The 24,242-nt window shown below is 39.4% G+C and carries 23 protein-coding genes; 16 read left to right on the top strand and 7 right to left on the bottom strand.

Going from position 1 to position 24,242, the window contains the following annotated elements:
- Positions 1 to 31 precede the first annotated feature (31 nt).
- From I6E85_RS00425 to I6E85_RS00395, 7 genes are all read left to right on the top strand, one after another.
- Positions 32 to 1,273 carry a HAMP domain-containing sensor histidine kinase gene (locus I6E85_RS00425; protein ID WP_029769958.1) on the top strand — a complete coding sequence of 414 codons (1,242 nt, stop codon included), beginning with the start codon at positions 32 to 34 and terminating at the stop codon, positions 1,271 to 1,273.
- Positions 1,270 to 1,797, top strand: coding sequence for a response regulator transcription factor (locus I6E85_RS00420; RefSeq protein ID WP_024591845.1), 528 nt, complete (start codon positions 1,270 to 1,272; stop codon positions 1,795 to 1,797). The genes I6E85_RS00425 and I6E85_RS00420 overlap by 4 nt, the downstream gene beginning before the upstream one ends.
- 27 nt (positions 1,798 to 1,824) lie before the next feature.
- Entirely contained in the window at positions 1,825 to 2,250 is a 426-nt protein-coding gene (locus tag I6E85_RS00415; protein ID WP_024591844.1) for a thiol-disulfide oxidoreductase DCC family protein, read from the top strand.
- A gap of 307 nt (positions 2,251 to 2,557) precedes the next feature.
- Positions 2,558 to 2,980, top strand: coding sequence for a hypothetical protein (locus I6E85_RS00410; RefSeq protein WP_197236449.1), 423 nt, complete (start codon positions 2,558 to 2,560; stop codon positions 2,978 to 2,980).
- Between the two features lie 120 nt (positions 2,981 to 3,100).
- Positions 3,101 to 3,379, top strand: a complete 279-nt coding sequence (locus tag I6E85_RS00405) for a peptidylprolyl isomerase (RefSeq protein WP_008171402.1) — start codon at positions 3,101 to 3,103, stop codon at positions 3,377 to 3,379.
- A gap of 154 nt (positions 3,380 to 3,533) precedes the next feature.
- Positions 3,534 to 4,040, top strand: coding sequence for a hypothetical protein (locus I6E85_RS00400; RefSeq protein WP_024591842.1), 507 nt, complete (start codon positions 3,534 to 3,536; stop codon positions 4,038 to 4,040).
- A gap of 341 nt (positions 4,041 to 4,381) precedes the next feature.
- Complete coding sequence (locus I6E85_RS00395) at positions 4,382 to 4,585, top strand: hypothetical protein (protein WP_024591841.1); 204 nt, start codon at positions 4,382 to 4,384, stop codon at positions 4,583 to 4,585.
- A 62-nt stretch (positions 4,586 to 4,647) separates the two neighbouring features.
- On the opposite strand, the gene I6E85_RS00390 is transcribed toward I6E85_RS00395, so the two are convergent.
- From I6E85_RS00390 to I6E85_RS00365, 6 genes are all read right to left on the bottom strand, one after another.
- Positions 4,648 to 4,995 carry an energy transducer TonB gene (locus tag I6E85_RS00390; protein WP_024591840.1) on the bottom strand — a complete coding sequence of 116 codons (348 nt, stop codon included), beginning with the start codon at positions 4,993 to 4,995 and terminating at the stop codon, positions 4,648 to 4,650.
- Between the two features lie 166 nt (positions 4,996 to 5,161).
- Positions 5,162 to 5,821 (bottom strand): DsbA family oxidoreductase, encoded by a 660-nt coding sequence (locus I6E85_RS00385; RefSeq protein ID WP_024591839.1) that lies wholly within the window; start codon positions 5,819 to 5,821, stop codon positions 5,162 to 5,164.
- A 120-nt stretch (positions 5,822 to 5,941) separates the two neighbouring features.
- The gene (locus I6E85_RS00380) at positions 5,942 to 7,162 is read right to left on the bottom strand and encodes a Xaa-Pro peptidase family protein (RefSeq protein ID WP_024591838.1); all 1,221 of its coding nucleotides are present in this window, start codon (positions 7,160 to 7,162) and stop codon (positions 5,942 to 5,944) included.
- Positions 7,163 to 7,263: 101 nt separating this feature from the next.
- Positions 7,264 to 7,872 carry a flavin reductase family protein gene (locus tag I6E85_RS00375; RefSeq protein WP_024591837.1) on the bottom strand — a complete coding sequence of 203 codons (609 nt, stop codon included), beginning with the start codon at positions 7,870 to 7,872 and terminating at the stop codon, positions 7,264 to 7,266.
- 9 nt (positions 7,873 to 7,881) lie between these two features.
- Positions 7,882 to 8,604, bottom strand: a complete 723-nt coding sequence (locus tag I6E85_RS00370) for an SDR family NAD(P)-dependent oxidoreductase (RefSeq protein WP_024591836.1) — start codon at positions 8,602 to 8,604, stop codon at positions 7,882 to 7,884.
- Complete coding sequence (locus I6E85_RS00365; protein ID WP_024591835.1) at positions 8,601 to 8,999, bottom strand: thiol-disulfide oxidoreductase DCC family protein; 399 nt, start codon at positions 8,997 to 8,999, stop codon at positions 8,601 to 8,603. Before I6E85_RS00365 ends, I6E85_RS00370 begins: the two co-directional genes overlap by 4 nt.
- Positions 9,000 to 9,119: 120 nt before the next feature.
- Between I6E85_RS00365 and ppc the strand changes: the two genes are divergently transcribed.
- Both ppc and cdd read left to right on the top strand, forming a co-directional pair.
- On the top strand, positions 9,120 to 11,765 hold the full coding sequence (gene ppc / locus I6E85_RS00360) for a phosphoenolpyruvate carboxylase (RefSeq protein WP_007582382.1): 2,646 nt from the start codon (positions 9,120 to 9,122) through the stop codon (positions 11,763 to 11,765).
- A gap of 136 nt (positions 11,766 to 11,901) precedes the next feature.
- Complete coding sequence (cdd, locus tag I6E85_RS00355) at positions 11,902 to 12,828, top strand: cytidine deaminase (protein WP_024591834.1); 927 nt, start codon at positions 11,902 to 11,904, stop codon at positions 12,826 to 12,828.
- Positions 12,829 to 12,896: 68 nt separating this feature from the next.
- Here the strand turns inward: cdd and udp are convergent, their stop codons facing one another.
- Complete coding sequence (udp, locus tag I6E85_RS00350) at positions 12,897 to 13,652, bottom strand: uridine phosphorylase (protein WP_007582384.1); 756 nt, start codon at positions 13,650 to 13,652, stop codon at positions 12,897 to 12,899.
- A 454-nt stretch (positions 13,653 to 14,106) separates the two neighbouring features.
- Between udp and I6E85_RS00345 the strand changes: the two genes are divergently transcribed.
- The 7 genes from I6E85_RS00345 (at position 14,107) to I6E85_RS00315 (ending at position 24,229) form a co-directional block, all read left to right on the top strand.
- The gene (locus tag I6E85_RS00345) at positions 14,107 to 15,216 is read left to right on the top strand and encodes an arginase family protein (RefSeq protein WP_024591833.1); all 1,110 of its coding nucleotides are present in this window, start codon (positions 14,107 to 14,109) and stop codon (positions 15,214 to 15,216) included.
- A gap of 129 nt (positions 15,217 to 15,345) precedes the next feature.
- Positions 15,346 to 16,035, top strand: a complete 690-nt coding sequence (locus I6E85_RS00340) for a transporter substrate-binding domain-containing protein (protein WP_024591832.1) — start codon at positions 15,346 to 15,348, stop codon at positions 16,033 to 16,035.
- 148 nt (positions 16,036 to 16,183) lie between these two features.
- Positions 16,184 to 17,485, top strand: coding sequence for a hemolysin family protein (locus tag I6E85_RS00335; protein ID WP_007582388.1), 1,302 nt, complete (start codon positions 16,184 to 16,186; stop codon positions 17,483 to 17,485).
- A 289-nt stretch (positions 17,486 to 17,774) separates the two neighbouring features.
- Entirely contained in the window at positions 17,775 to 18,944 is a 1,170-nt protein-coding gene (locus I6E85_RS00330; RefSeq protein WP_024591831.1) for an efflux RND transporter periplasmic adaptor subunit, read from the top strand.
- Between the two features lie 12 nt (positions 18,945 to 18,956).
- On the top strand, positions 18,957 to 22,091 hold the full coding sequence (locus tag I6E85_RS00325) for an efflux RND transporter permease subunit (protein WP_024591830.1): 3,135 nt from the start codon (positions 18,957 to 18,959) through the stop codon (positions 22,089 to 22,091).
- The gene (locus tag I6E85_RS00320; protein ID WP_024591829.1) at positions 22,088 to 23,506 is read left to right on the top strand and encodes an efflux transporter outer membrane subunit; all 1,419 of its coding nucleotides are present in this window, start codon (positions 22,088 to 22,090) and stop codon (positions 23,504 to 23,506) included. The genes I6E85_RS00325 and I6E85_RS00320 overlap by 4 nt, the downstream gene beginning before the upstream one ends.
- A gap of 96 nt (positions 23,507 to 23,602) precedes the next feature.
- Positions 23,603 to 24,229 carry a TetR/AcrR family transcriptional regulator gene (locus I6E85_RS00315; RefSeq protein WP_197236448.1) on the top strand — a complete coding sequence of 209 codons (627 nt, stop codon included), beginning with the start codon at positions 23,603 to 23,605 and terminating at the stop codon, positions 24,227 to 24,229.
- The last annotated feature ends 13 nt before the right edge of the window (positions 24,230 to 24,242 follow it).

The raw sequence follows: 24,242 nt of genomic DNA, 5'->3' as shown, positions 1-24,242 counted from the left end.
AAACATTTGATTGGGCAATAACCTCTTGTTAATGCGTACCGACCCCACCATTAGTCGATTATTAATGCTGCGAAGCGGCGCAATTGCGGTGCAATTAATTGCGGTGCTTAGCGTTTATTTTTTATTAGAACATCAAATTGCATTACTGCCTTTACTTATTGTTATTGCCGTTGAGGCTGTGTTTCAGCTTATTAGCCTGTTTGCCTATCGTAATGTAAGCCGTGCTAAACCTTTGGGTATGTTGATGCAGCTAACTGCCGACGTACTATTTTTAACGGTTTTGCTATCGCTAAGCGGTGGTGCAACTAATGCATTTGTATCACTGTTATTGCTCCCGATAATGATAGCTGCTGTTACGCTGCGAGAAAAAGGATTAGCTTATATTGCGGTATTAGCCATTGCCGCATACAGTTTGCTACTGATTAAGATGCCCGATCACAGTATGCATCAAATGAATATGAGTGGTCACTTTATTGGCATGTGGGTCAATTTTGTTTTAAGTGCCAGCGTAATCGCATTAGTGATTGGCGCAATGAGCAGGGCACTTAAAGAGCGAGAGCGAATTATTGCAAACGTGCGTGAAAAACAATTGCGTAATGAACAGCTTGTTACCCTTGATGGGGCCGCTGCACAAATCACCCATCAACTAGCGACCCCAATTGCAAACTTACAGTTCTTGTTTGAAGAGCTATTAGAAGAGCAACCAAACAATCCTATTATTAAGCACATGCAAGCGCCGCTTACTCAGTGCAGTACACAACTTAACGACTTTAGAAAGCTCTCGGAGCAGTTACGCCTTAAAAATTCACAAGAACATGTGACGGTAAAGCAACTGCAAACACAAATTACAGATACACTTTTACTGCAATACCCTTATCAACAAATTAAATGGATTACGCCACCTATTGCGGCAACGCTATTGAGTGATGCGATGTTATTGCCTGCTATTTTAAATTTATTGCAAAACGCCGCGCTCGCTAATCAAAAACAAGGTCAAGCTCAATTAGAGCTGAGTTGGCAGCAAGATAACTTACATAGTGAATACGTTTACTTGTTAATTCGCGATTTTGGCCCTGGCTTTTCATCATCGCAATTAGCAGAGCTGGGCGGGCAACTTATGCCAAGCGATCAAGGGATGGGGATTGCTGTGCTTTTATCAAATGTTACTTTTGAACGTTTAAATGGCTCACTTACCTTGTTTAACCATACCGATGGCGGCGCTGTTGCCAAAGTTAAACTCGCTATTATAAACACTGAGAATAACGCCTCATGAAGTTACTTATAATTGAAGACGACATAAATTTAGCCAGCACACTGGCAAGGCGTTTAACTAAACAGGGCTTTACCTGTGAGGTGGCGCATAATCAAAGTGATGCGTTACTTACCGCGCGTAAACTATTGCCCGACTTTTTTTTATTAGACATGAAACTAGGTGACGATAACGGACTTGCACTCATAAAGCCGCTGCGTAGTTTGCTCCCCCAAACTCATATTGTTTTACTAACTGGGTTTGCAAGTATAGCAACCGCAGTAGAGGCAATGCGTTTAGGCGCAAACGATTACCTTACTAAACCGGTTGATATGGCAACATTATTAAAAGCGCTTAACACCGAGCCTGTGGCATCGGCATCGAATGTTATTGATGATGCAGTTATGTCGCCGGAGCGCTTAGAGTGGGAGCATATTCAACAAGTACTGCACAGTAATAATGGCAATGTGTCGGTTACCGCGCGGCAACTTAATATGCATAGACGTACTTTGCAGCGCAAGTTACAAAAAAAGCCGGTGCAGCAGTAATTTAGTACTTAATTTAAGGAAAGTGTTATGAGCGATGATGCAGCTACACTAATGCAAAATCAAAAAATTATATTATTTGATGCGCAATGTAAGCTTTGCAGCGCGTGGTGTAACTTTATTATTGCTCACGACACTAATACCATTTTTAAATTATGCAGCGTGCAATCTCCAAAAGGAGAACTGTTGTTAACACATTTTGGTTTTTCAACAAGTGAATATGCCTCAATGGTTTACCTAGAAAACAGTAAAGCGTATACGCAAAGCCATGCTTTTTTTAATGTTGTTAAGCAGCTAGGTTACCCATATAAACTAGCAAACGTATTTAGTATTTTGCCAAATAGGTTTAATAATTGGTTATACGATAGGGTTGCTTTAAATAGGTATTCGTTATTTGGAAAATATCAGTATTGCAGAATTCCCAACCCAGAGGATGCTAAACATTATTTAACCTGAACGCAGGTAAAGAAATTTACTAATGTTTTGAATCATAGTGCTCCATTAGACAAATACTTTAAGCAGTGGAATAACCGCAATGATGCAATATAAGCTGCTTATGCATCGGTCAGCTGTTAGGGTTTTTTCTTCTTGCCTTTGGTTGATTACTGCTAATCTTGAGGTATTAATTTATACAAATTGATAGGTTATAAAATGGCTAGGCCTCTCAGGTTAGAGTGTACGGATGCGTTATAGGGCTATCCTCCCCGAAAATTAATAGAAGCCAAATGTATAATTTTTCTTATTGTAAACATAGGAGGAAAATATGAAAAAATTTATATCTATGTCTAAATTGTTATTTTTAATAGTAGCTGTTTTTTCTGTAAAAGCATTTCCTTTACAGGAAAATATTGAATGTAAAAAAGTATCATGGGGTCAACTGTTTAAGAATCAAAGTGAGCTGATTGGAACTAAAGTGTGCTTAGTTGGATATTATGGACACCTTGATTTTTATGAAGATCGTGCAGCTTTAGAGAATATGTCAAAGCAATACTTAGTATTCCCATTTTACGGTGATGTAACGGAGGGGTTTGTTAAGCGTTGTAGCAATAGAATGCTTTTAGTGGAGGGCGTTATTTCCAACCATGAAAAAAGTAAAGCACCACGAATAAGGAAAGTAACTAGGTTAAGCCCATTCTCAGACCCTGAATATAGCTGCTTAGATCAAATATCAGGTTTCGTGAATTAAAGTATACTATTGAGTGTTGCCAATTATTAGATTGGTTAGCTATAAGTAGATGCTAGGTTTAGGTGGCTGTGCTAAAATCGCCGCGTTTAATTTTAGCTAACGGTATAAAAGGCTTTTTTAATGGCAAACACAGCACATGCACTTCACATTTTGGTTAAGCACAAAGAAATTGCAGAAGATATTATTAAGCAATTGGGTAAAGGTGCAAAGTTTCAAACCTTAGCTAAAAAGTATTCGTCATGCCCATCGGGCAAAAAAGGCGGAGACTTAGGTGAATTTGGACGCGGCCAAATGGTTCCACAGTTCGATAAAATTGCGTTTAAAGGCGCAATTTTAGAGCCTCACCTAGTTAAAACAAAATTCGGCTGGCATGTTATTAAAGTGCTTTATCGTACTTAGTTTATCTAAACTGTTTAGCAATTGACGCGTCTTAGCAAGCGTCCTTCTCATCACCTATCCTAAATTTACACTTTGACGAACTAAGAATTAGGGTGGGTGTCATCTTAATTTATTCCAATATGGGCAGAATATGAAAAAATGGGAGGGGTAAGTCATGTTGATTTTTAGACTTTACATATTATTCAGTTTTTTTCTATTAGTGTCGTGTGGAGCGGATGAAAATTACGAAGCTATAAGTGAGAGTTTAATTTTAGAAAGTGAAAATATAGCTTCTAAAATAGTTTCTAATAATCATAAAGAATTAATTGCAATATTGAAATATTTAAAAGAAAACCCAAATGAATATATAGCAGGAAGCAACTTTCCTTTAGTCAGTAGTGATTTAAAAAAAATCGATGTGGAGCTATATGAGATCACTAAGATAGCAAGCGAAATTGGGGTTTTATCTGGAAAAAGAAACTCATATGGGATTTATGGTTTAGAGGTTATTAGAAAAGATACTAAAGACTTTAAGTTTACCTATGCTATAGCAAGCAAGAGTAAGGATAATATAGATAAAAATACCTTCACAAACACTTGTAACCCTATTTCTAAAGAGGGCCTATGCTTACATAAGAAAAGTGATAACTTTTATTTTATTTACAGCTTCAAGAAAAAGTAAATAAATAGAGTCAGGTCTTTTTGTTTTTAGGTGATGAGGTTTATTTTTAATAAGGATATTAAATAAAATGTTATTTAGAGTATTTATTAGTTTTTTATTTTCTGCCAATGCCAATGCCAATGCCAATGCCAATGCCAATGCCAATGCCAATGCCAATGCCAATGCTAAATAACACTTACACCTACCCCTATTTCTTAGGGAAAAATGGAAAGGAAAAAGATGAACTCTAAGTTTAAAAAGTAAATTTAGTAGCACAGTTTTGTTAGTCCAAATAACGTGACAGTCTATTTTAATTATTGAAGCAGCTATTAAACAACCAAGGATCTATACATGGTAATTAAATGATTGAAACAATTATTGGTTTTGTCCTTTTATTTTTATTCTTAATATCATTTTTAAGTGTGCTCGGCAATTTATTAGCTGCTTTAATGAATCCTATTGAAATGAAATTAATTGCCTTCAAAAGGTTGAGTATATCCTTGGCTATACTGATAGTTACATTTTTAGTCGCATATAAATTAGGTTATTTTATTGATAAGTATTAATAAATAAAGGAAATTATGAAGACACAAATGAATGTTCCCTTTTAGTCAAAATGAGTTAGTTATTATTTTGCTAAATTAAAATCTATAGTCATTTCTAAGTCTTCATCAACTACCGCAATACCATTAACTACTTTAGGTGCGTAACGCCATTTAGAAAGAGAGCGAATCGCTGCTTTATCAAAAATTTTCACAGGCTCAGCTTTAATCACTTTAATATTAATGGGCTTACCAGATGTATTTACATCAAAAGACATTGTCACACTACCTTCAATTTTTTCACGGACACTTTTAATTGGATACTCCGGAGGGCTGGGCATTATTAGCGTAGAGTTAGGGCTATCAGGTAGAGGTGTTGTCGAACATGCGGTTAAAAGAAACAGTGACGTCAATGTTGTAATTATATATTTCATTATAAATCCCTTTATAGGTATTGTTATCGATTTTTTAGATGTCGTTTCTATAATGACACCAAAAGAGATTCAAGGTAAATAATAAATTTGTATTTTTTTGCACTGATGAATATACAAGAAAGGCTGCAATGTGCAGCCTTTCTTAATTTTAAACTTTATTTGTGTATTAAGCGTCTTGCTTAGCTTCTTCTTCACTAATTTGTTTAAGTGCTTGAATGAATGAGTCGCTTGGTTGTCCGCCAGTAAGTGCATATTTATCGTTTATGATAAATGTAGGTACTGACGTAATACCCATCTGTTTAAAGTTGTCTTGCTCTTGGCGTACGTCTTGTACGTATTTGTCTGAATGTAGAATACCGCGCGCAGTTTCTTTATCAAGACCCACTTTTTCAACAACGTCGAGCAACGCTTCTTCTTGGTTTAAGTATTTTAAATCTGTGAAGTGCGCTTCAAAAAAGGCGAGTTTTAGCTTCGTTTGTTTACCTTCTTCACGTGCCCACATTAATAAACGATGCAAATCAAAGCTGTTGATCATGATGCGTTTGCCATCAAAATTAAAGGTAAACCCAGCACGCTGACCGGCTTCGAACATGTTTTTACGATTTTCGTCGCCTTGTTCTTCACTTAGGTTGTACTTTTGCATTAAATGTTCGTTTAAGTCTTGACCTTCAATTGGCATATCTGGATTTAGTTCAAAAGGATGCCACGTAATATCTGCGCTCATTTCGTCTTTAAGTTGCTCTAGTGCAGTTTCTAGGTTTTTATAACCCACTACACACCAAGGGCACATTACGTCTGAAACGATATCAATTTTAAAGTTTTTCATATTTATCCTTTTGAGGATTGCTTATAACTAAGTATAAAAAAGGATATTGGGATTAATTTAGCTTTATCAATACCAAACTAAAAAGAGCAACTAAACAGCTGCTCTTGAAGGTATTCAGTTTTAAGCGTTAAGCCCAAATGGGTCGTCAATACTATAACTTGGTTGTGTAAACCAATGAGGGCCGTTGTCGGTCATGTAAAAATGATCTTCTAAACGTACGCCAAATTCATCAGGTATAACTAACATTGGCTCGTTACTAAAGCACATGCCTGGGGCAAGTGGGGTTTTATCACCGCCAACTAGGTATGGCCATTCATGAATGTCTAGCCCAATGCCGTGACCAGTTCGATGCGGGCAACCCGGTGTTTGGTAATGCGGACCTAGCCCTTGCGCCGCTAAATAAGTACGTGCGCCAGCGTCTACGTCTTCGCAGGTAGCACCAATTTTAGCGGCATTAAACGCAGCCATTTGCGCTGCTTTTTCATGATCCCAAAACATGCGTTGGCGCATTGTTGGTTCGCCAAATACATAGGTACGGGTTATATCTGATAGGTAATCGTGTACTTTACAGCCGGTATCTATTAATACCATATCGCCTTTTTTAAGCACTTGCGCGTCTTTAACACCGTGCGGAAAAGACGTTGCAACACCAAATAAAACAATACAAAAATAGTTACCTGGTGCGCCTACTTTTTGATGTGCTTGCTTAATAAAGGCTTCTACTTCGGTGGTGGTTATTCCCTCATAAAGCATGCTTGCTGTGGCTTGATGCACGGCTAAGGTCATATCCATTGCGCGCTGCATTAAGCTAAGCTCGTGAATTGATTTATGCATACGGCAATGCGCCGTTACAGGTTGTGCGTTTATGAGTGTTAAACCCGTTTGCGCTTTATTAATGCCGTCGAATATAAAAAATTGTGCGCTTTCATCAATGCCAATGGTTGCGTTTTCATTAATGTTTAGTTTTTTTAGTACTTCAACAAAAAGTGCATAAGGGTTTTCGTGCTCTTGCCACCCATGAATAGGCCCCTCTATTACTTTAAACCCGTTTAGTGAACCAATTTCGAAATAAGGCGCAATGTATTGTACTTCACCAAGGGCGGGTAATATCGCGCCAACCATGCGCTCGCTCGCGTACCATTTCATGCCTGTAAAGTAGGTAAGGTTGGTGCCAGCGTTTAAATAAATTGCATCTATGTTGTTTGCTAGCATATACGCTTGCGCTTTGGCTATGCGCTCTAAATGTTCGTCAGCAGCAATAGGGGTTAGCGTTTGCGTCATATTACTTAGGCTTGCCAACGCTTGCTCGCTCGATTGTGTACCAATACCGATGGTAGTCATATTTTTCTCCTTGGATTTTTAGCTAGTGTGATTAATACCAAGGTAAAATTCAATGTTATGCGATAAGAGGCTAATAGTTTATAGCCTCTTAAATGGTCATATTATTTTTTAGCGTAAGGTAAACGCGTGAGTTTATTGCTTGTGTGGTAGCTATCAAGCCCGGTTACTGCCACTGTTTCTATTGCTTGTAAATCTAGGAAACCATCGCTTTGCAGCGCGGCTTTATCAACAAAAACATCCATAATTTCGCCAATAACGAGCTCAGTCCCATTGATGGCTAAATGTTGGTTTTCTACAAGTTTAACCGAGTACTTTAAGCGGCTTTCTTTTACAAAAGGCGCTGCAAAGTCGTTTAAGTATTCAGGAGTTAAGCCTGTAGCATCAAACTCAGACTCGTCTTTATCGTACCGAGCTGAGGTTTGATGAGCTTGCTTATAAATCGACTTATTTACTTGATTAATAGTGTAAGTGCCCGTTTGTAAAATATTTTCAAACGTATGACGCGGCACACTATGAGGGCGCATAATCATGGCGACTAACGGTGGGTTAGCCCCAAGGTGAATAACCGAGCTTACAATCGACAAGTTGGTATTGCCGAGTAAGTCTTGCGTGCCAATTAAATTAGCGCTTTTAAAACCCGAAAGGGAATTAATTAAATGTGTGCGGGTATGTTTTTCAAGTGCGTCTATACGCGCTTTAGTAAAATGCATTAAAAATCCTTACCACGGTATGGTTGAGCCTTGCCAGTCTAAATAAGCAGGCTCACCGTTTAGTTTTAAGTCAGGGTTATTGTTTGTTAATTCAAATAGTTGCTTGGCTACAAATTCAGGCGTAAATAATTTGCCTTCGGGTACATTTTTTTGAAAGGGCTTTGAAAGTGCTGTATCGGTAGTGCCAGGGTGAAACAGAATGAGTTTGGTATTTTTAGCACGACGAGCAAGCTCTATAGCAGCGGTTTTAAATAGCATGTTAAGCGCCGCTTTAGATGCGCGGTAAGTATACCAACCACCTAATTTATTGTCGTTTATGCTGCCTACGCGCGCACTTAATGCAGTAATAGTACACTGCGTTTTGTGGGTTAATAGCGGTAATACGCTCTGTAAGCAAAGTAGGGGAGTTAGAGTGTTTGAATTTAGAAGTTGGCTAAAATACTCAGCGTCTAAATCCTCCAGCTTTTTTTCGGGCATATGGGTTTCGTTGTGCAGTGTACCATTGAATATAATAACTTGTTGTATATCGGCATTTTGCTCTTTTAGGTAATTAGTAACGCGCACTAAACTTTGCTTTGTGTAGTCAGTATGCAGGTGGACAACACTTGAGCCAGACTCAATACTTTTTGAACTAATACAAACGATCTGATGAGTAGGCGTGTTTATTTGTAGATGTTCTATATATGCATTTGCTATGGCACTGCTTGCGCCGAATAAAACAATAGTTTTCATTTATCACCTTTTGCTTTTAGTCCACATTGGCCGTTACTGCACTGAGTATTTGGCATTAAAAAGCGACTGATGGGGTGCCGATACTTAGCAAATAATAGGTATCCGCAGTCAGCGAAAAAGCGAATTATTGGCAAGCGAAAAATTTTCAACCAGCTGTGTTTACCCACTATTTTCCATGCTTCGTAAGTTACATCAAGCCCATAAATCATTTCACCTGATCGCTTTTGAGCTTGCAGGTAGTTCATTGCTTTGTCTTTATCAATATACGGGTAGCGCTCACTGAAGTCGCTCGCGTTAAGATCTTCAAGCGTAATTAAGTTTTTGTTATCAGCGTGTTTTAGTTGCTGCATTTCGGTGCTACAAAGAGGGCAGTTACCATCGTAAAAAATGATCATGTGAATGCTTTGTGATTATTTTATATATACTTTTTTACGACAAGACATTGCAAATGGATCTATTAAATATCTCTTCATGATGATATTAATAGTGTCCTACGAAAAAATGGAGACTGATAAATGAGTGAACAATACGCCGCCTTGCGAGGTAATGTAAATTTACTAGGGCAACTACTAGGACAAACAATCAAAGATGCCCAAGGTCAAGCGATTTTAGATAAAGTGGAAGAAATTCGTGCTTTATCAAAATCATCTCGCAGTGGTAACGAAGACGACAGACAAGCGCTAATAGATGTTTTACATGCGCTTAGTGATGAAGAGCTTTTACCGGTTGCCCGTTCATTTAATCATTTTTTAAACCTTGCTAATGTAGCAGAGCAATTTCATACCGTTTCGCGTTTTAATGACGTTGGCCTTGGTCAACAAAACCCTCTCACTCAAACATTAAAAACGTTAGCTACAAAAGCAGAACAAGGCCAGTTAGACAGTAATCATTTGGCCGAAACACTCTCAAAACTCCACATAAACTTAGTATTGACCGCTCACCCAACCGAGGTTACGCGCCGTACTATTATTAACAAACACGTTGAACTAAGTGATTGCTTAGCGTCATTAGAGCGAAAAGATAACTTAGTGCAAGAGCGGGACAATATTTTAAATCGTATTGAACAGCTGATTAGCCAAGCTTGGCATACCGACGATATTCGTCGCTCTCGCCCAACGCCAGTTGATGAAGCCAAATGGGGCTATGCAGTAATAGAAAATAGCCTGTGGCATGCGGTTCCGCGCTTTTTACGTGAATTTTCAGCGAATGTTAAAGACCAGTTGAGCTTAGAGTTACCAATAGATTACAGCCCAATTGAGTTTACATCGTGGATGGGTGGAGACCGTGATGGTAATCCATTTGTAACATCGCAGGTAACAAAAGAAGTGCTTGATCATGGTCGTTGGATGGCACTTAACTTATACATTCAAGATTTAAAAACGTTGTGCGCTGAACTCTCTATGTCAGATGCCAGTGATGAGCTTGTTGAGCTTGCAGGGCAAGAGTTTGAACCATATAGAGCGGTAATCAAAAAGCTTAAAAACCAAGTTGCAGAAACAGTGGCGCACTTAGGTGCTAAAATTAAAAATAAGCGCAGCGATTCACAAGATTTAATTACTAATATTAATCAGCTTAAGCACCCAGTTGAAGTGTGCTATCGCTCGTTATTAAAGTGTAATATGAAAGTAGTTGCGGATGGCTTATTACTTGATTTACTGCACCGTATAAATAGCTTTGGTTTGCGTTTAGCTAAACTTGATGTGCGCCAAGATTCGTCTCGCCACGGCGATGTGTTTTCAGAACTGACTCGTTACTTAGGTTTAGGCGACTACAACCAATGGCAAGAGCAAGACAAACAAGCATTTTTACTTGCAGAGCTTAACTCGCGCAGACCGCTTATTCCAAAACATTGGCAACCAAGCCCAGATGTACAAGAAGTACTTGATACCTTTGATGTAATTGCCAAGCAAGACGAAGCAACATTTGGTTTGTATATTATTTCGATGGCGCGAACAGCGTCAGACATCTTAGCAGTACAACTATTGCTAAAAGAAAGTGGCTGTAGCTTTGATTTACCAGTAGCACCGTTGTTTGAAACACTCGACGATTTAAACGCAGGCAGTGATGTAATTACCACATTGCTTGATAATGTTTGGTATCGCGGGCACATTAAAAACACCCAAAACGTAATGATTGGTTATTCTGATTCAGCTAAAGATGCTGGCATGATGGCAGCAGGTTGGGCGCAGTACGAAGCAATGGATAAACTAGTACAGCTTGCTGATGCACGCGGTATTGAGCTTGTTTTATTCCACGGACGTGGTGGTACAGTAGGGCGTGGTGGTGCACCCGCTGCACAAGCGCTGCATTCACAACCGCCTGGCTCATTAAAAGGTGGCTTGCGTGTAACCGAGCAAGGCGAGATGATTCGCTTTAAATTTGGTTTACCCGATGTAGCACTGCAAAGCTTAAATATTTACGCAGGCGCAGTTCTGCAAAGTAACTTATTACCGCCACCAGAGCCAAAACCGCAGTGGCGCGAAGTAATGAAGCTAATAAGTGAGGAGTCGTGTGAGCATTACCGTAATGTAGTTCGCCATGATGAAAACTTTGTACCTTACTTTAGAATGGCAACACCTGAACTGGAACTGTCTAAGCTACCGCTTGGCTCTCGCCCTGCAAAACGTAATCCTAATGGTGGCGTTGAAAGCCTGCGTGCTATTCCATGGATTTTTGCGTGGAGCCAAAACCGTTTAATGCTTCCTGCATGGCTAGGTGCGTTAACAGGCTTAAAAGCTGCGCTTAATAAGTACGGCGCTGAAACCCTAAACGAAATGAGCTTACAGTGGCCGTTCTTTAGATCGCGCCTAGAAATGCTAGAAATGGTATTTAGTAAAGCCGATTGTTGGTTGAGTGAGCATTATGATAATGCGCTGGTGGAAGATATGTACAAACCACTGGGTGTAACACTTCGAAAAGAGCTTCAAGAAGCCATTAGCTTGGTACAATCACTTAGCCCGCAAAAAAGCCTACTAGCCGAACAACCTTGGATTAAGGAGTCGATTAGTTTACGTAACCCGTACACCGATCCACTTAACTTACTACAGGTTGAGCTTTTACGCCGTGCTCGCTCAGAGGAAAAACGCAACGAAGGTGACATTGATAATGCATTAATGATCACGATGACAGGTATTGCAGCAGGTATGCGTAATACCGGCTAACACTTTATTTTGTTAGGTATACCTATTGGTATTAAAAGGGAGCACGCGATGTGCTCCCTTTTTTTGCGTTAAATAGGCTGGTATTTAACATCCTAACCTTTTAAACTACTTAGCCATTGAATAATTAAAAAATGTTATGGCTTCAGCAACTTTTACTGTACAGCAAGATACAGCACTTACAAATTCTCACATCACATTAAACGTAGCGCAAACAGCGTCATTACGTAGTCAATTAAAATCACAACATGGCATATTAAATTCTAATAATATTAAAGCGTTATGCGCACAACTCAATGTGTCTGATGATGCATTATTACAAGGTTTAGTACTTTTGGCTTCTGAGTATGCTGTTGCGCCGATATCAGATTTTCATGTAGGCGCAATTGTTAAAGCACTTGATGAAAACGATGAGGTAAACTTTTACTTTGGTGCAAATGTAGAGTTTGATCATCAAGCATTGAGTTTAGTGGTTCATGCAGAGCAATCGGCTATAAATAACGCATGGTTAAACGGCGCCAAAAAAATAGTTAAAATAGCGATTAGCGATGCACCGTGTGGGTATTGTCGTCAGTTTATGAACGAACTCGCTGATGCGAAAGAGTTTGATATTTTATTGCCAGAGCAACACTTTAAATTGGCAGAATTACTGCCGCACTCGTTTGGGCCGACTGATTTAGATAACGCGTTTAGCTTGTTTAATCCAGAGCCTCACCAGCAAGTATTTGCAAATGATCAACTAGATGAAAAACTAGCAAGTACAGCATTAAACGCATACGTACCCTATAGTAAAAACTTTAGTGCAGTAAAAATTAGTACATTTGAAAATGGTGATTTTTACGGAAGTTACGCAGAAAACGCAGCATACAGCCCAAGCTTGTCGCCACTACAAAGTGCACTTAGCCAATTATTTATCGCAGGGCTTAGCTTTAACGAAAGTACAGTAAAATCAATTACACTTTTAGAAACCGCAGGCCATGAAAACCAAGCGGGTGTAGCACGTGCTGTACTTGCAAGTTTTAAAAATCTACCGGCAATAGAAGTAATTAGCGCTCAGCTAAAATAACCTCTTAAAAACAATAAAGCACAGCCAGAGCTGTGCTTTATAATTTTATCTATTGAGTTTACTTGGTATTAATCAAGTAATACTTTAGCCGCTTCTAATACTACCGCTACAGATTTACGCTCAATTTCACCATGGTCAACATTTGGTATTTCTTGGCGAGTACGATTAACAAGTACGCCTGCTACACATGCTGCTTGTAAGCCAAGGGCTGCACACATAGTAAATAATGTTGCTGATTCCATTTCGTAGTTCATCACGCCCAGTTTTTGCCACTCTTCGCAGCTACCTTGTAGTGATTTAGGAACGTAACCAGAATGCGTATCGTAACGCTCTTGTCCTGGATAAAATGTATCGCTTGATGCAGTAATACCAATATGAAAATCGATATTTAAGTTTTTACATGCTTGTACCATAGCTTGTGTTGCATAAAAGTCAGACACAGCAGGGTAGCTAAGAGGAGCAAAATGCTGGCTTGCACCGTCTAAACGTACAGACGCTTGGCTAATTAAAATTTCACCTTCGTTGATATGTGGCTGAATCGCACCTGTTGTACCAATACGTAAAAATTTACGCACGCCAAGTTGTGCTAATTCTTCTACTGCAATCGACGTAGATGGACCACCAATACCCGTAGAACAAACAACCACCGAATGGCCGTTTAGTTGACCTAAGTAAACATGAAACTCACGAGTTTGAGCAAGGCAGGTTGGGTTGTCTAGGAATTGTGAAATGCGTGCAGCACGATCTGGATCGCCCGGTACAATCGCAAGTTTTGCACCTTTAAGATCGTCAATACATAGTCCTAAGTGAAATACCTTTTCCATAGCTAAGCCTTTTTATAATAAATTGTGTCAATCTAGCATCATTGCTAGAAACGTTTATCAAGTACAGGACGATTGTCCGTTTTATCTTAACTCCTCCAATTAAGTCTTAATAATTTTAAGAACTAATTTGATTTATTCATCAACTATGAATATTCAATCAAGTGCTTATACAAGTAGCCTTGTTGTGCTGTTGACATGTTCAAGCAGACATAATAAGTATCAACCAAGCGCGTAACTACAATTAAATAGTTTATGGTAAATGTTCATTAATATTAAATTAATTCAATGGCTTAAATTTTTATTAAGCACGTAAAAGATAACGTGTTTATTTATATTAGGTTCAGACTTATTTAGCAAAGTGGAATTTATTTGAAGTTTAGGCACTTTTGGTGATTTTGCATAACTAATCAAAAGTAATTAGCTACGTACAGAATAAAAATCGAAGGAGTTTATTATGAGCACACAATTTGAAGCATTTAAAAACAAAGTTGAGCACTGTTTGTGCGCACCGGGTGATGGCGTATACACAGTAAATACTGCAAAGGAGCGCAAAGCCGCACTGCGTAATAAACTTTATGGACAAACTGAAAACGTTGATAATTTGTGGCGCGAGTCTTTAAATGAATTACCAAATTCTCCACATAAAGCCGTTATGTTAGGTATTAGCTCAGACTGTGGCGGTGGTATTTTACGCGGTGCAAACTGGGGGCCACTGTTTGTGCGCTCAGCTTTAATTGATCAGCAACCGCAGTGTCACTCGTTTGATTTAGGCGATGTACGTGTAATCCCACATTTACTTCATGATAAATACCTAAATGATGCAACCATTTCTAATTGCCAAAAAGCCCTATACGGTAATGAAGATAACGACTACTACGTAAGTCCGTTATCAATCACAGAGGATGTATGCGACAGTTTTTACGCAACATTTAAAGATAAAGGGATATTTGGTATTGGTGGCGATCACTCAATTAGTTACCCACTTACCAAAGCCTACTTAAAAGCAAAACGTGAGCAAGGTAAGCGTACCGCTATTATTCACTTTGACGCGCATACCGATTTACTTGTTGAGCGCCTAGGCATAGATTTATGTTTTGGCTCGTGGTGTACGCATATTTTAGAGTTTTTACCGGCACCACATCATTTAATACAATTTGGTATACGCTCAAGTGGCAAGCCTAAAGCGCACTGGGAAAGTACCTTTGGCGTTAAGCAACATTGGGCACATGAAATCATTGAGTGCGGCGCAGCAGCGGTTGCTGCCGACGCTATTGCACAATTAAAAGCTGATAACGTTGATGAAGTATACGTAAGCTTTGATATTGATGCGCTTGATGCAGAGTTTGCATCTGCCACAGGTACGCCAGAACATAATGGTTTAACACCACAGCATGCGCTTGATATTTTATCAGCCATTGCGGATGAGTTTCCGATTACGGGTGCGGATATGATGGAAATAGCGCCATTTACCGACAGCTCTTTAGTGGGCCAATCAAGCTCTGAAACGACACTTAGAGAAGGCGCTAAAATTTCAGCCTTTTTAATTAGTGCGATGAACAAGTAAGCTGTATGCGCTATAAATACTAGCACTATCAGCGTATAAGTGTGCATTACATGACTAAAAACTAGCAGTTCATAAAGCCTCAGCTATATTTATTAAATACTTATAATGAGTTAGTTGAGGCCTTGCTGAATGAAATTATTGATCTTTTTATTGTTCATTAGCTGTATTAAAGTTGATGCAACTGAAATCACAATAGTAACGGAAGTATTTCCGGACTTTCAGTATCTCAATGAAGATAATAAACTCGTTGGCCGTTCTGTCGATAAAGTTCATAAAGCGCTAGAAGGCACTGGTATAAAATACACTATGTTGGCGCATAGTTGGGCCATATCTTACAATGCAGCGCTACGCGATAAAAATACCTGTATATTTTCAATTGTTCGACTACCTAATAGAGAAAGTAAGTTTAACTGGGTAGGTGAACTGGAAAGCTTTGATTCTGCTATTTATGGTCTAAAGTCCAGAGGTATAAAGTTAAATACTCTCAATGATGCTAAAAAATATAAAATAGCAGTACTGCGTGATAACTTTAGTCATCACTATTTGCTTGAGAGGGGCTTTAGTGAGAACAAGCATTTATTACTCATCGATAGCCTAGATAAAATAGATAAACTCATAAGCACTCGGCACGATATTCTTGATTTTGTTGTTCTTAGCAAAAAGCAATTTAGCTATCGAATAAAAACTGAGCCTAGGCTTGAGCTACTCGAGCCATTACTAAATCTAAATACAGCTCAATCTCCATTATTTTTTGCTTGTAATATAAATATGGATCCGGCCTTAGTTGTTCAATTAAAAGTCGCCTTTAAAGGCAATTAAACAGTTTAAAAAAACAGTTTAATCAATGTAACCTCATGAAATTAAATTACTTTAATATATTTTATAAATATAAATTGCCGCATTTTAAAAACCGATTATAATCCAGCTGCTTTTTGTTTAAAAAAGCACTAACTTTTTGGAGCGTTAAATGGGTGATTTAATCGGGATTAGCTTATTGATCTTGATCAGTGCGTTGTTTGCTATGTCAGAAATAGCAATTGCAGCGTCGCGTAAAATAAAACTGCGAGTAATGGCAGATGAAGGGAATATAAAGGCAGCAGCGGTACTAAAGCTACAAGAAAATCCAGGGGCTTTTTTTGCCATGATCCAAATAGCACTCAACGCGATAGCGATTTTGGGTGGTATTGTGGGCGAGCAGGCCTTATCGCCTTATGTTGAAAGTGTGTTGGTATTGTTTTATCAAGGTGCGCATTTAGAAAAAATTAGCTTTTTATTCTCGTTTTTTACTATTACATCCTTGTTTATATTGTTCGCCGATTTAATGCCAAAGCGTTTAGCGATGATCATGCCAGAAGCGGTCGCTGTTAGAGTGGTTACAATAATGCGCTGGGTTACCTTTGCATTAACCCCGCTGGTGATGTTTTTTAATGGTGTCACTAACTTTGTGCTGCGCTTATTTAAAGTGCCCGCTGAGCGAGAAGACAATGTGACAACAGAGGACATTGTTGCCATGATGGAAGCAGGTGCTGCATACGGTAGTTTGCAAAAGCAAGAATATGAACTCATTGGCAATGTGTTTGACCTAGAAGCGCGATTTTTATCAAGCGTAATGACGCCACGCGACCAAATTGTATATTTTGATTTAAACGAATCTAGCCATGATATTGCGACTAAAATTATTGACCATCCTCATAACCACTTTTTAGTGGTGTCAGGAAATTTAGATAAGTTGCATGGCTCTGTTGAATCTAAAGATATTTTACGACAAGTACTAAAGGGCGAAGCTGCCAATATAAACGATGATCTCATTGATAAAGATGTTTTTTACTTACCGGAAACACTAAGCTTATCTGAAGCTTTAAATGCGTTTAAAAGTGCAGCAAAACCATTTGCTGTTGTCGTAAACGAATATGCGCTTTCGGTGGGCATTGTAACGGTAAAAGATTTAATGAAAGGGTTTATGGGTGATTTAATTACTCATCAAGGCGACGAATTAATCATAGAACGCGATAAAAATTCATGGCTTGTAGATGGCTTAACCCCAATTACCGATTTAGCAAAAGTACTTGATATAGAAGAATTTCCTGACCAGATGCACTATGAAACGGTCGCTGGCTTTTTAATTTACAATATGAAGCGAATACCTAAACGTGCGGAGCATTTAACTTTTTCAGGTTTTAAGTTTGAAGTTGTTGATGTAGAAGGAATTAGGGTAGAGCAGTTGTTAGTTTCAAGGGTTATTAACCCGCAGAGTGCTAATATCCTTTAAAATAAGGTGTGTGCTTTAGTTTTTATATAAATAGCCAAGCTGTATTTGCTTGGCTTTTTTGTGTCTGTTAAAAACTTTGTTTCTAAAATGGGATATTATTTCAATATGTTAAGTTGTTTTATTTTCATACAGTCTTGATTCTATTTTCATCTAATTAACATTAAATGCAACCTAAGACGTATATTGTACTGAGGAGTGTAAGTTTGTGTAAATTTCTTCTAATTAAGATTCATTATCAGCGCGTTTTAATTTAGAATGATCGTTCACTCTAAACTAAAAGGTATTTAACATGCAGCGTTCCCGCATCGCTTTATTTGTATTGTCAGCCCTCGTCGGTTCTGTTGCTTTAACTGGTTGCGATCAGGCTGCTGAGCAGTCACAAGCTTCAGCTCCTAAAGCTGTACCAGTGGGTGTACTTACATTAAAAAGCCAAGCGCTTACTCTCAAAAAAGAACTTCCTGGTCGTATCAGTGCATTTCAAATTGCTGAAATTCGCCCACAAGTAAGTGGTATTGTGCAATCTCGTTTATTTGTTGAAGGTAAAGAGGTTAAACAAGGCCAAGGACTGTATCAAATAGACCCTGCGACATTTGAAGCAGACTTAGCAGCAAGTGAAGCAAGCGTAGCACGTGCTCAGGCGAGTATTTCAAGTAGTAAAGCTAAAGCATCTCGTTTTAGCGAGCTTTTAAAAATAAAAGCGGTAAGTCAGCAAGACTTTGATGAAGCAGATGCTGCATACAAACAAGCAAAAGCAGAATTATTAACGGCTAAAGCGCAGTTAAAATCGGCGCAAATTAACCTTGATTACAGCCATGTGTCGTCACCAATTAGTGGTCAAATTAGTAAATCAAGCGTAACTGTAGGTGCACTAGTTAGTGCTAACCAAAGTACTGCACTTGCTACAGTGACTCAGTTAGATCCAATTTATATCGATTTAACACAATCAAGTAATGAGCTTACCAAACTTAAAAAAGCAATATCATCAGGTGCTCTAAGTGTTGATTCGACTAGCCAAACTGACGTTGAACTTATTATGGAAGATGGTTCTGTTTATCCTCATAAAGGCACATTGCAGTTTTCTGAAGTGACAGTTGATCCAAGTACTGGCTCAGTAATACTACGTGCTAAATTTTCAAACCCAGAAAAATTATTACTGCCAGGCATGTATGCCCGAGCTTCTATTGTGGAAGGTGTTAAGGCGGGTGCTATTTTAGCTCCGCAACGTGGTGTTAGCCGTAATTCAAAAGGCGAACCAACAGCAATGGTTGTGAGCAAAGACAACACAGTAGAAAGCCGTGTTTTAAAAGTAGACCGCACAATAGGTTCTGATTGGCTTGTTACTGATGGCTTAATGGATGGCGATAAATTAATAGTTGAAGGCTTACAAAAAATCCGCCCTGGTGCACCAGTGAATCCTTCTGAAATTCAATCGTCTACTAAAGCCGATCAAGCGCAATAACGGAGAGTTTTAATGTCACGATTTTTTATCGATAGACCGATATTTGCTTGGGTACTCGCTATTGTAGTGATGCTTGCAGGTATTTTGGCGATTAGGAGCTTACCTATTTCGCAGTATCCTTCAATTGCACCGCCTGCAGTAAGTATTACAGCAACGTACCCTGGTGCATCTGCACGTACACTTGAAGATACGGTAACGCAAGTTATTGAGCAAAAAATGAAAGGCCTTGATGGCTTGCTTTATATGTCATCTACGTCTGAGTCGAGTGGTTCTGCTACACTTACACTTTCGTTTAGCGCCGAAACAGACCCTGATATTGCACAAGTTCAAGTGCAAAATAAACTAGCGACAGCGACTCCACTTTTACCAGAAGCCGTACAAAGGCAGGGTGTTGTAGTTGCAAAATCAGCGCGTAACTTTTTAATGGTTTATGCATTTGTGTCTAAAGATGGCAGCATGACCAATATTGATATTGGCGATTATGTTTCATCAAACGTGCAAGATATTGTCTCGCGTGTTGAAGGCGTAGGTGAAGTACAACTGTTTGGTTCTCAGTACGCGATGCGTATTTGGTTAGACCCTGCAAAGTTACAAAATTATAAGCTTACACCTGCTGATATTAGTGCATCAATTAGTGCGCAAAATGCACAAGTATCTGCCGGTCAACTTGGCGGTATGCCTGCCGTTGATGGTCAGCAACTTAATGCAACAGTAACGGCGCAAAGCCGATTACAAACGCCAGAGCAATTTAAACAAATATTAGTTAAAACCAATCCAGATGGCTCTTTTGTACGTCTAGAGGACGTTGCTAAAGTAGAGCTTGGCGGTGAAAGCTATCGCGTTGTAGCTCGTTACGATGGGCAACCTGCATCAGGTTTAGGTATTAAATTAGCCAGTGGCGCTAACGCACTTGATACCGCAGAGGGCGTTAAAAAAGCAATTGAAGAGCTAAAACCGTTTTTCCCTGAGGGGTTAGATGCCGTAATACCTTACGATACAACACCGTTTGTATCGTTATCTATTGAAAAAGTTATTCATACATTAATTGAAGCTGTTGTACTTGTTTTTGTGGTTATGTATTTGTTCCTACAAAACTTTAGGGCAACGCTTATTCCAACTATTGCCGTACCTGTGGTTTTACTAGGTACATTTGGTATTTTATACACCTTTGGTTATTCAATAAATACGCTAACGATGTTTGCGATGGTACTTGCCATAGGCTTATTGGTAGATGATGCAATTGTTGTTGTAGAAAATGTTGAGCGTTTAATGACCGAGGAAAAACTCTCGGCACTTGAAGCTACACGTAAATCTATGGATGAAATTAAAGGCGCGCTGGTAGGTATTGCCATGGTGCTTTCTGCGGTATTTATTCCAATGGCATTCTTTAGTGGCTCTACCGGTATAATTTATCGTCAGTTTTCTATAACACTCGTATCGGCGATGGGGTTATCTGTTTTAGTGGCTCTTATTTTAACGCCAGCATTATGTGCAACGCTTTTAAAACCAAGCCATGTACATAACAATGACACGTTGTTTGGCCGGTTTTTTACAGGCTTTAACCGTGGTTTTGATAAAACAAATTCAGGTGCACAAAGCTTTGTAGGGCGCATGCTTACTCACTCTAAACGCTACTTACTTATTTATGGCGTGATTGTGGGCGGTATGGTTTATGTATTCTCAAGCTTGCCAACGGCATTTTTGCCTGACGAAGACCAAGGTATTTTGTTTAACCAAGTATCATTACCAGCGGGTTCTACAACACAACAAACGCTTGAGGTTGTTAAAAAGGTAGAAAACCACTTTTTAAACGATCAATCTGAAGCAGTAAACGGTATTTTTACCGTGACTGGTTTTAGTTTTGCAGGTTCTGGCCAAAACTCAGCAATTGCCTTTGTAAATCTTAAACATTGGGATGAGCGTCAGCGTGACGAGTTATCTGTTCAAGGTGTTGCAGGTAAAGCGATGGGCTACTTTTCAACGATAAAAGAAGCATTTGTTTTTGCCTTTCCGCCACCTGCAATTGTTGAACTGGGAACCGCTAATGGCTTCAATATTTTCTTACAAGACCGTGTAGGCCTTGGCCATGACGCACTTTTAGCTGCACGAAATCAGTTATTAGGCTTAGCAAGCCAAAGTCCAATTTTAGCGGGCGTACGTCCAAATGGACAAGAAGATATGCCAGAGCTACAACTTGATACAGACCTTGCAAAAGCCGAAGCGCTTGGTGTGTCGCAAAACGATATTAACAGTACACTTTCGACAGCATGGGGTAGTAGTTATGTGAATGACTTTATTGACCGTGGTCGAGTGAAAAAAGTGTATATGCAAGGTGATGCACAATCTCGCATGGTGCCTGAGGATCTAAATAAGTGGTATGTACGCAATGATAATGGCGATATGGTGCCGTTTTCAGCGTTTGCTAGTGCCTACTGGACGTATGGTTCGCCGCGTTTAGAGCGTTACAATGGTTTTTCAGCAATGGAAATTCAAGGTAGTGCAGCGCCAGGTTACAGTACAGGCCAAGCAATGGATGAAATGGAGCGCTTAGTTAAACAATTACCAAATGGTATTTCGTCTGAGTGGACCGGTATTTCATTCCAAGAGCGCTCTAGTAGCGGTCAAGCACCTCTACTATATGGCTTATCGCTGTTGTTTGTATTTTTATGTTTAGCCGCGCTTTATGAAAGTTGGTCGGTACCGTTTGCGGTAATGATGATTGTGCCACTGGGTATATTTGGTGCAATTATGGCAGCGCTTGGCGGTGGCTTATCTAACGATATTTACTTGCAGGTAGGCTTGTTGACCACCATTGGTTTGGCATCTAAAAATGCGATACTGATTGTAGAGTTTGCGATTCATAAAATGGAAGAAGGGCTTGGCTTAGTTGATGCGGCTATTGCTGCTGTTCGCCTTCGTTTGCGTCCAATACTTATGACTTCGATGGCCTTTATTTGTGGTGTTTTACCGCTTGCTATTGCCTCAAGCGCGGGTTCTGGTGCGCAAAATGCGTTAGGTATTTCGATTATTGGCGGCACACTTGCATCATCAATATTAGTTGTTGTTTTTGTTCCGTTATTCTTTGTGTTAGTACGCCGTGTATTTCCTGGCAAAGCTAAAGAGACAACGAAGGAGAGCGCAGAATGAGCATTAAAACATTCAGCCTAAGTGCAATTGCTTTATTGGTGCTAAGTGGTTGCCAATTAGCGCCAGAGCAAAAAGACCTTGCTCTACCAGTATCTGATGCTTATGCATCAGATACTGGGCAAAGCGCTGCGCAGCAATTAAATTGGCAGCAGTTTTTTAATGACGAAAAACTACAAACGTTAATTAGTCAAAGCCTTGAGCATAACAAAGACATGCAAATTGCAGTGCTTAATGTGCAGCGTGTGCGTGGTTTATATCAAATTGAAGACTCTGCTTTGTATCCATCCCTTGATTTAAATGCCTCAGGTACGCGCCAGCGTTTACCGGCTGACTTATCAGGTACTGGCGATGCAGCTATTAGCTCGCAATACAGTGCAACAGTGGGTATTACCTCTTACGAGTTAGATATTTGGGGCAAGGTAAGTAACCAATCAGCGCAAGCACTGCAAAACTTATACTCTACAGAGCTTAGTCAATACAGCACGCAGGTGTCTTTAATTTCAGAGTTGGCAAATGCGTGGCTAAATTATGCAACTGATTTGCAACTGCTAGAGCTTGCAAAAGAAACGCTTACCTCTCAGCAAGAGTCATTATCGCTTACGCAAAAAAGCTTTGATTTAGGTGCAACTTCTTCAATTACCCTTGAGCAGCTTAGAAGTACAGTTGCTACAGCAAAAGTAGACATAGCAACGTACAAGCGTTTGTTAAAGCGTGATAAAAGTGCCCTAGATTTATTAGTGGGTAAATCTGTTTCAGCTGATTTACTGCCTAGTAAAGACCTGACTAACTTGATCAGCATGCCAGAAGTGCCGGTTGGTTTACCGTCTGACCTGTTATCGCAACGCCCTGATATTAAAGCCGCTGAGCATTTAATGCTTGCTGCAAATGCCAATATTGGTATTGCACGTGCGGCGTTTTATCCAAGTATTAGCTTAACAGCCAATGCCGGATCTGCTTCAAGTGATTTAAGTGGCTTGTTTGATTCAGGCTCAGGTACATGGAGTTTTGTGCCGTCAATTAGCTTACCTATTTTTAATATGGGACGTAACCAAGCAAATCTTGATGTAGCAAAAGCTGATCAAGAAATTGCAGTGGCTACTTATCAGCAAAAAATTCAAAATGCGTTTCGCGAAGTTGCCGATGCACTTGCTGACAGAGAAGGTTACCAAGAGCAATTAAGTGCCCTTGATATGCTTATAAGTAGCCGACAAATCACGTTTGATTTATCAAAAATGCGTTACGAAAAAGGCGCAGATAGCTACTTGCAAGTACTTGATGCTCAGCGTACGTGGTACGGCGCTCAGCAACAATTAATTTCGGGTCAGCAAGCGTATCTTGCAAGCCAAATTAATCTGTACAAAGCGCTTGGTGGCGGATGGAACGTAACCAGTGAAACAGCTCAGGAAGAGAAATAATATTTGCGGCTTTTAAAGCCGCATTACATATTTATATAGCGAGACTATTTATAGCTCTTGCTTTACTGAGTTTATGACTTGGTAGTGGAGTTGAACATGAAGCCTAAAGCAAAAAGGCAAACAGATCCCGCGATAGCACTTGCTAGGCGTGAGCAAATATTAACAGCTGCTGCAGAGTGTTTTCGCCGAAAAGGTTATCACGGTGCAGGTATGGCTGAAATATCTAAAACGGCAGGGATGAGTGCAGGCCATATTTATAATTACTTTGAAAGTAAAGAAGCCATTATAGAAAGCATTATTGAAAAAGACATGGAAGAAATGTTTTCTATCTTCCAACAGTTTGAAGATCACCCTGGTGATGTTTTAGGAGCTCTTTTAGATGGCTTAAACATTGGTGTTCAAAGGCACATGGACACAGGGGCATGTGTAGTTGACTTAGATATGATGGCTGAAGCAGGTCGAAATGTTAAAGTAGCTTCATTGCTACGTGATATGGATACTCAAGCACGCGGGCGCATGAGACAGCTTTTAACAAGCGAGCGAAGTGCGCTCAAAGACATTGATGAGCTTGAACTTGAAAGCCGAATTAACGTTATTTTTTCGATGATGGCGGGGTTATTACTCAGAAAGTTACTCTACCCTGAGCTAACCGAAGAAACGGTACTAATAGCGCTTCGCCCTGCGATGAAAACATTACTGATGCCATTTGATGAAGCCCAGTAACGCTCAAAATAAA

This window comes from Pseudoalteromonas sp. NZS71, assembly GCF_015864715.1.
Lineage (GTDB): Bacteria > Pseudomonadota > Gammaproteobacteria > Enterobacterales > Alteromonadaceae > Pseudoalteromonas > Pseudoalteromonas arctica.
The sequence above is the reverse complement of the archived record's forward strand: the minus strand, read 5'-3'. Positions and strand labels throughout refer to the sequence as shown.

What these genes read in the sequence shown, in the direction of transcription:
- cdd (WP_024591834.1), top strand. Translation starts at nt 11,902, where the DNA reads ATGGCTTCAGCAACTTTTACTGTACAGCAAGATACAGCACTTACAAAT.
- I6E85_RS00325 (WP_024591830.1), top strand. Translation starts at nt 18,957, where the DNA reads ATGTCACGATTTTTTATCGATAGACCGATATTTGCTTGGGTACTCGCT.
- I6E85_RS00340 (WP_024591832.1), top strand. Translation starts at nt 15,346, where the DNA reads ATGAAATTATTGATCTTTTTATTGTTCATTAGCTGTATTAAAGTTGAT.
- I6E85_RS00330 (WP_024591831.1), top strand. Translation starts at nt 17,775, where the DNA reads ATGCAGCGTTCCCGCATCGCTTTATTTGTATTGTCAGCCCTCGTCGGT.
- I6E85_RS00385 (WP_024591839.1), bottom strand. Translation starts at nt 5,821, where the DNA reads ATGAAAAACTTTAAAATTGATATCGTTTCAGACGTAATGTGCCCTTGG.
- I6E85_RS00410 (WP_197236449.1), top strand. Translation starts at nt 2,558, where the DNA reads ATGAAAAAATTTATATCTATGTCTAAATTGTTATTTTTAATAGTAGCT.
- I6E85_RS00425 (WP_029769958.1), top strand. Translation starts at nt 32, where the DNA reads ATGCGTACCGACCCCACCATTAGTCGATTATTAATGCTGCGAAGCGGC.
- I6E85_RS00415 (WP_024591844.1), top strand. Translation starts at nt 1,825, where the DNA reads ATGAGCGATGATGCAGCTACACTAATGCAAAATCAAAAAATTATATTA.
- I6E85_RS00390 (WP_024591840.1), bottom strand. Translation starts at nt 4,995, where the DNA reads ATGAAATATATAATTACAACATTGACGTCACTGTTTCTTTTAACCGCA.
- I6E85_RS00405 (WP_008171402.1), top strand. Translation starts at nt 3,101, where the DNA reads ATGGCAAACACAGCACATGCACTTCACATTTTGGTTAAGCACAAAGAA.
- I6E85_RS00365 (WP_024591835.1), bottom strand. Translation starts at nt 8,999, where the DNA reads ATGATCATTTTTTACGATGGTAACTGCCCTCTTTGTAGCACCGAAATG.
- I6E85_RS00400 (WP_024591842.1), top strand. Translation starts at nt 3,534, where the DNA reads ATGTTGATTTTTAGACTTTACATATTATTCAGTTTTTTTCTATTAGTG.
- I6E85_RS00315 (WP_197236448.1), top strand. Translation starts at nt 23,603, where the DNA reads ATGAAGCCTAAAGCAAAAAGGCAAACAGATCCCGCGATAGCACTTGCT.
- I6E85_RS00320 (WP_024591829.1), top strand. Translation starts at nt 22,088, where the DNA reads ATGAGCATTAAAACATTCAGCCTAAGTGCAATTGCTTTATTGGTGCTA.
- I6E85_RS00335 (WP_007582388.1), top strand. Translation starts at nt 16,184, where the DNA reads ATGGGTGATTTAATCGGGATTAGCTTATTGATCTTGATCAGTGCGTTG.
- I6E85_RS00345 (WP_024591833.1), top strand. Translation starts at nt 14,107, where the DNA reads ATGAGCACACAATTTGAAGCATTTAAAAACAAAGTTGAGCACTGTTTG.
- I6E85_RS00370 (WP_024591836.1), bottom strand. Translation starts at nt 8,604, where the DNA reads ATGAAAACTATTGTTTTATTCGGCGCAAGCAGTGCCATAGCAAATGCA.
- I6E85_RS00395 (WP_024591841.1), top strand. Translation starts at nt 4,382, where the DNA reads ATGATTGAAACAATTATTGGTTTTGTCCTTTTATTTTTATTCTTAATA.
- I6E85_RS00375 (WP_024591837.1), bottom strand. Translation starts at nt 7,872, where the DNA reads ATGCATTTTACTAAAGCGCGTATAGACGCACTTGAAAAACATACCCGC.
- ppc (WP_007582382.1), top strand. Translation starts at nt 9,120, where the DNA reads ATGAGTGAACAATACGCCGCCTTGCGAGGTAATGTAAATTTACTAGGG.
- I6E85_RS00420 (WP_024591845.1), top strand. Translation starts at nt 1,270, where the DNA reads ATGAAGTTACTTATAATTGAAGACGACATAAATTTAGCCAGCACACTG.
- I6E85_RS00380 (WP_024591838.1), bottom strand. Translation starts at nt 7,162, where the DNA reads ATGACTACCATCGGTATTGGTACACAATCGAGCGAGCAAGCGTTGGCA.
- udp (WP_007582384.1), bottom strand. Translation starts at nt 13,652, where the DNA reads ATGGAAAAGGTATTTCACTTAGGACTATGTATTGACGATCTTAAAGGT.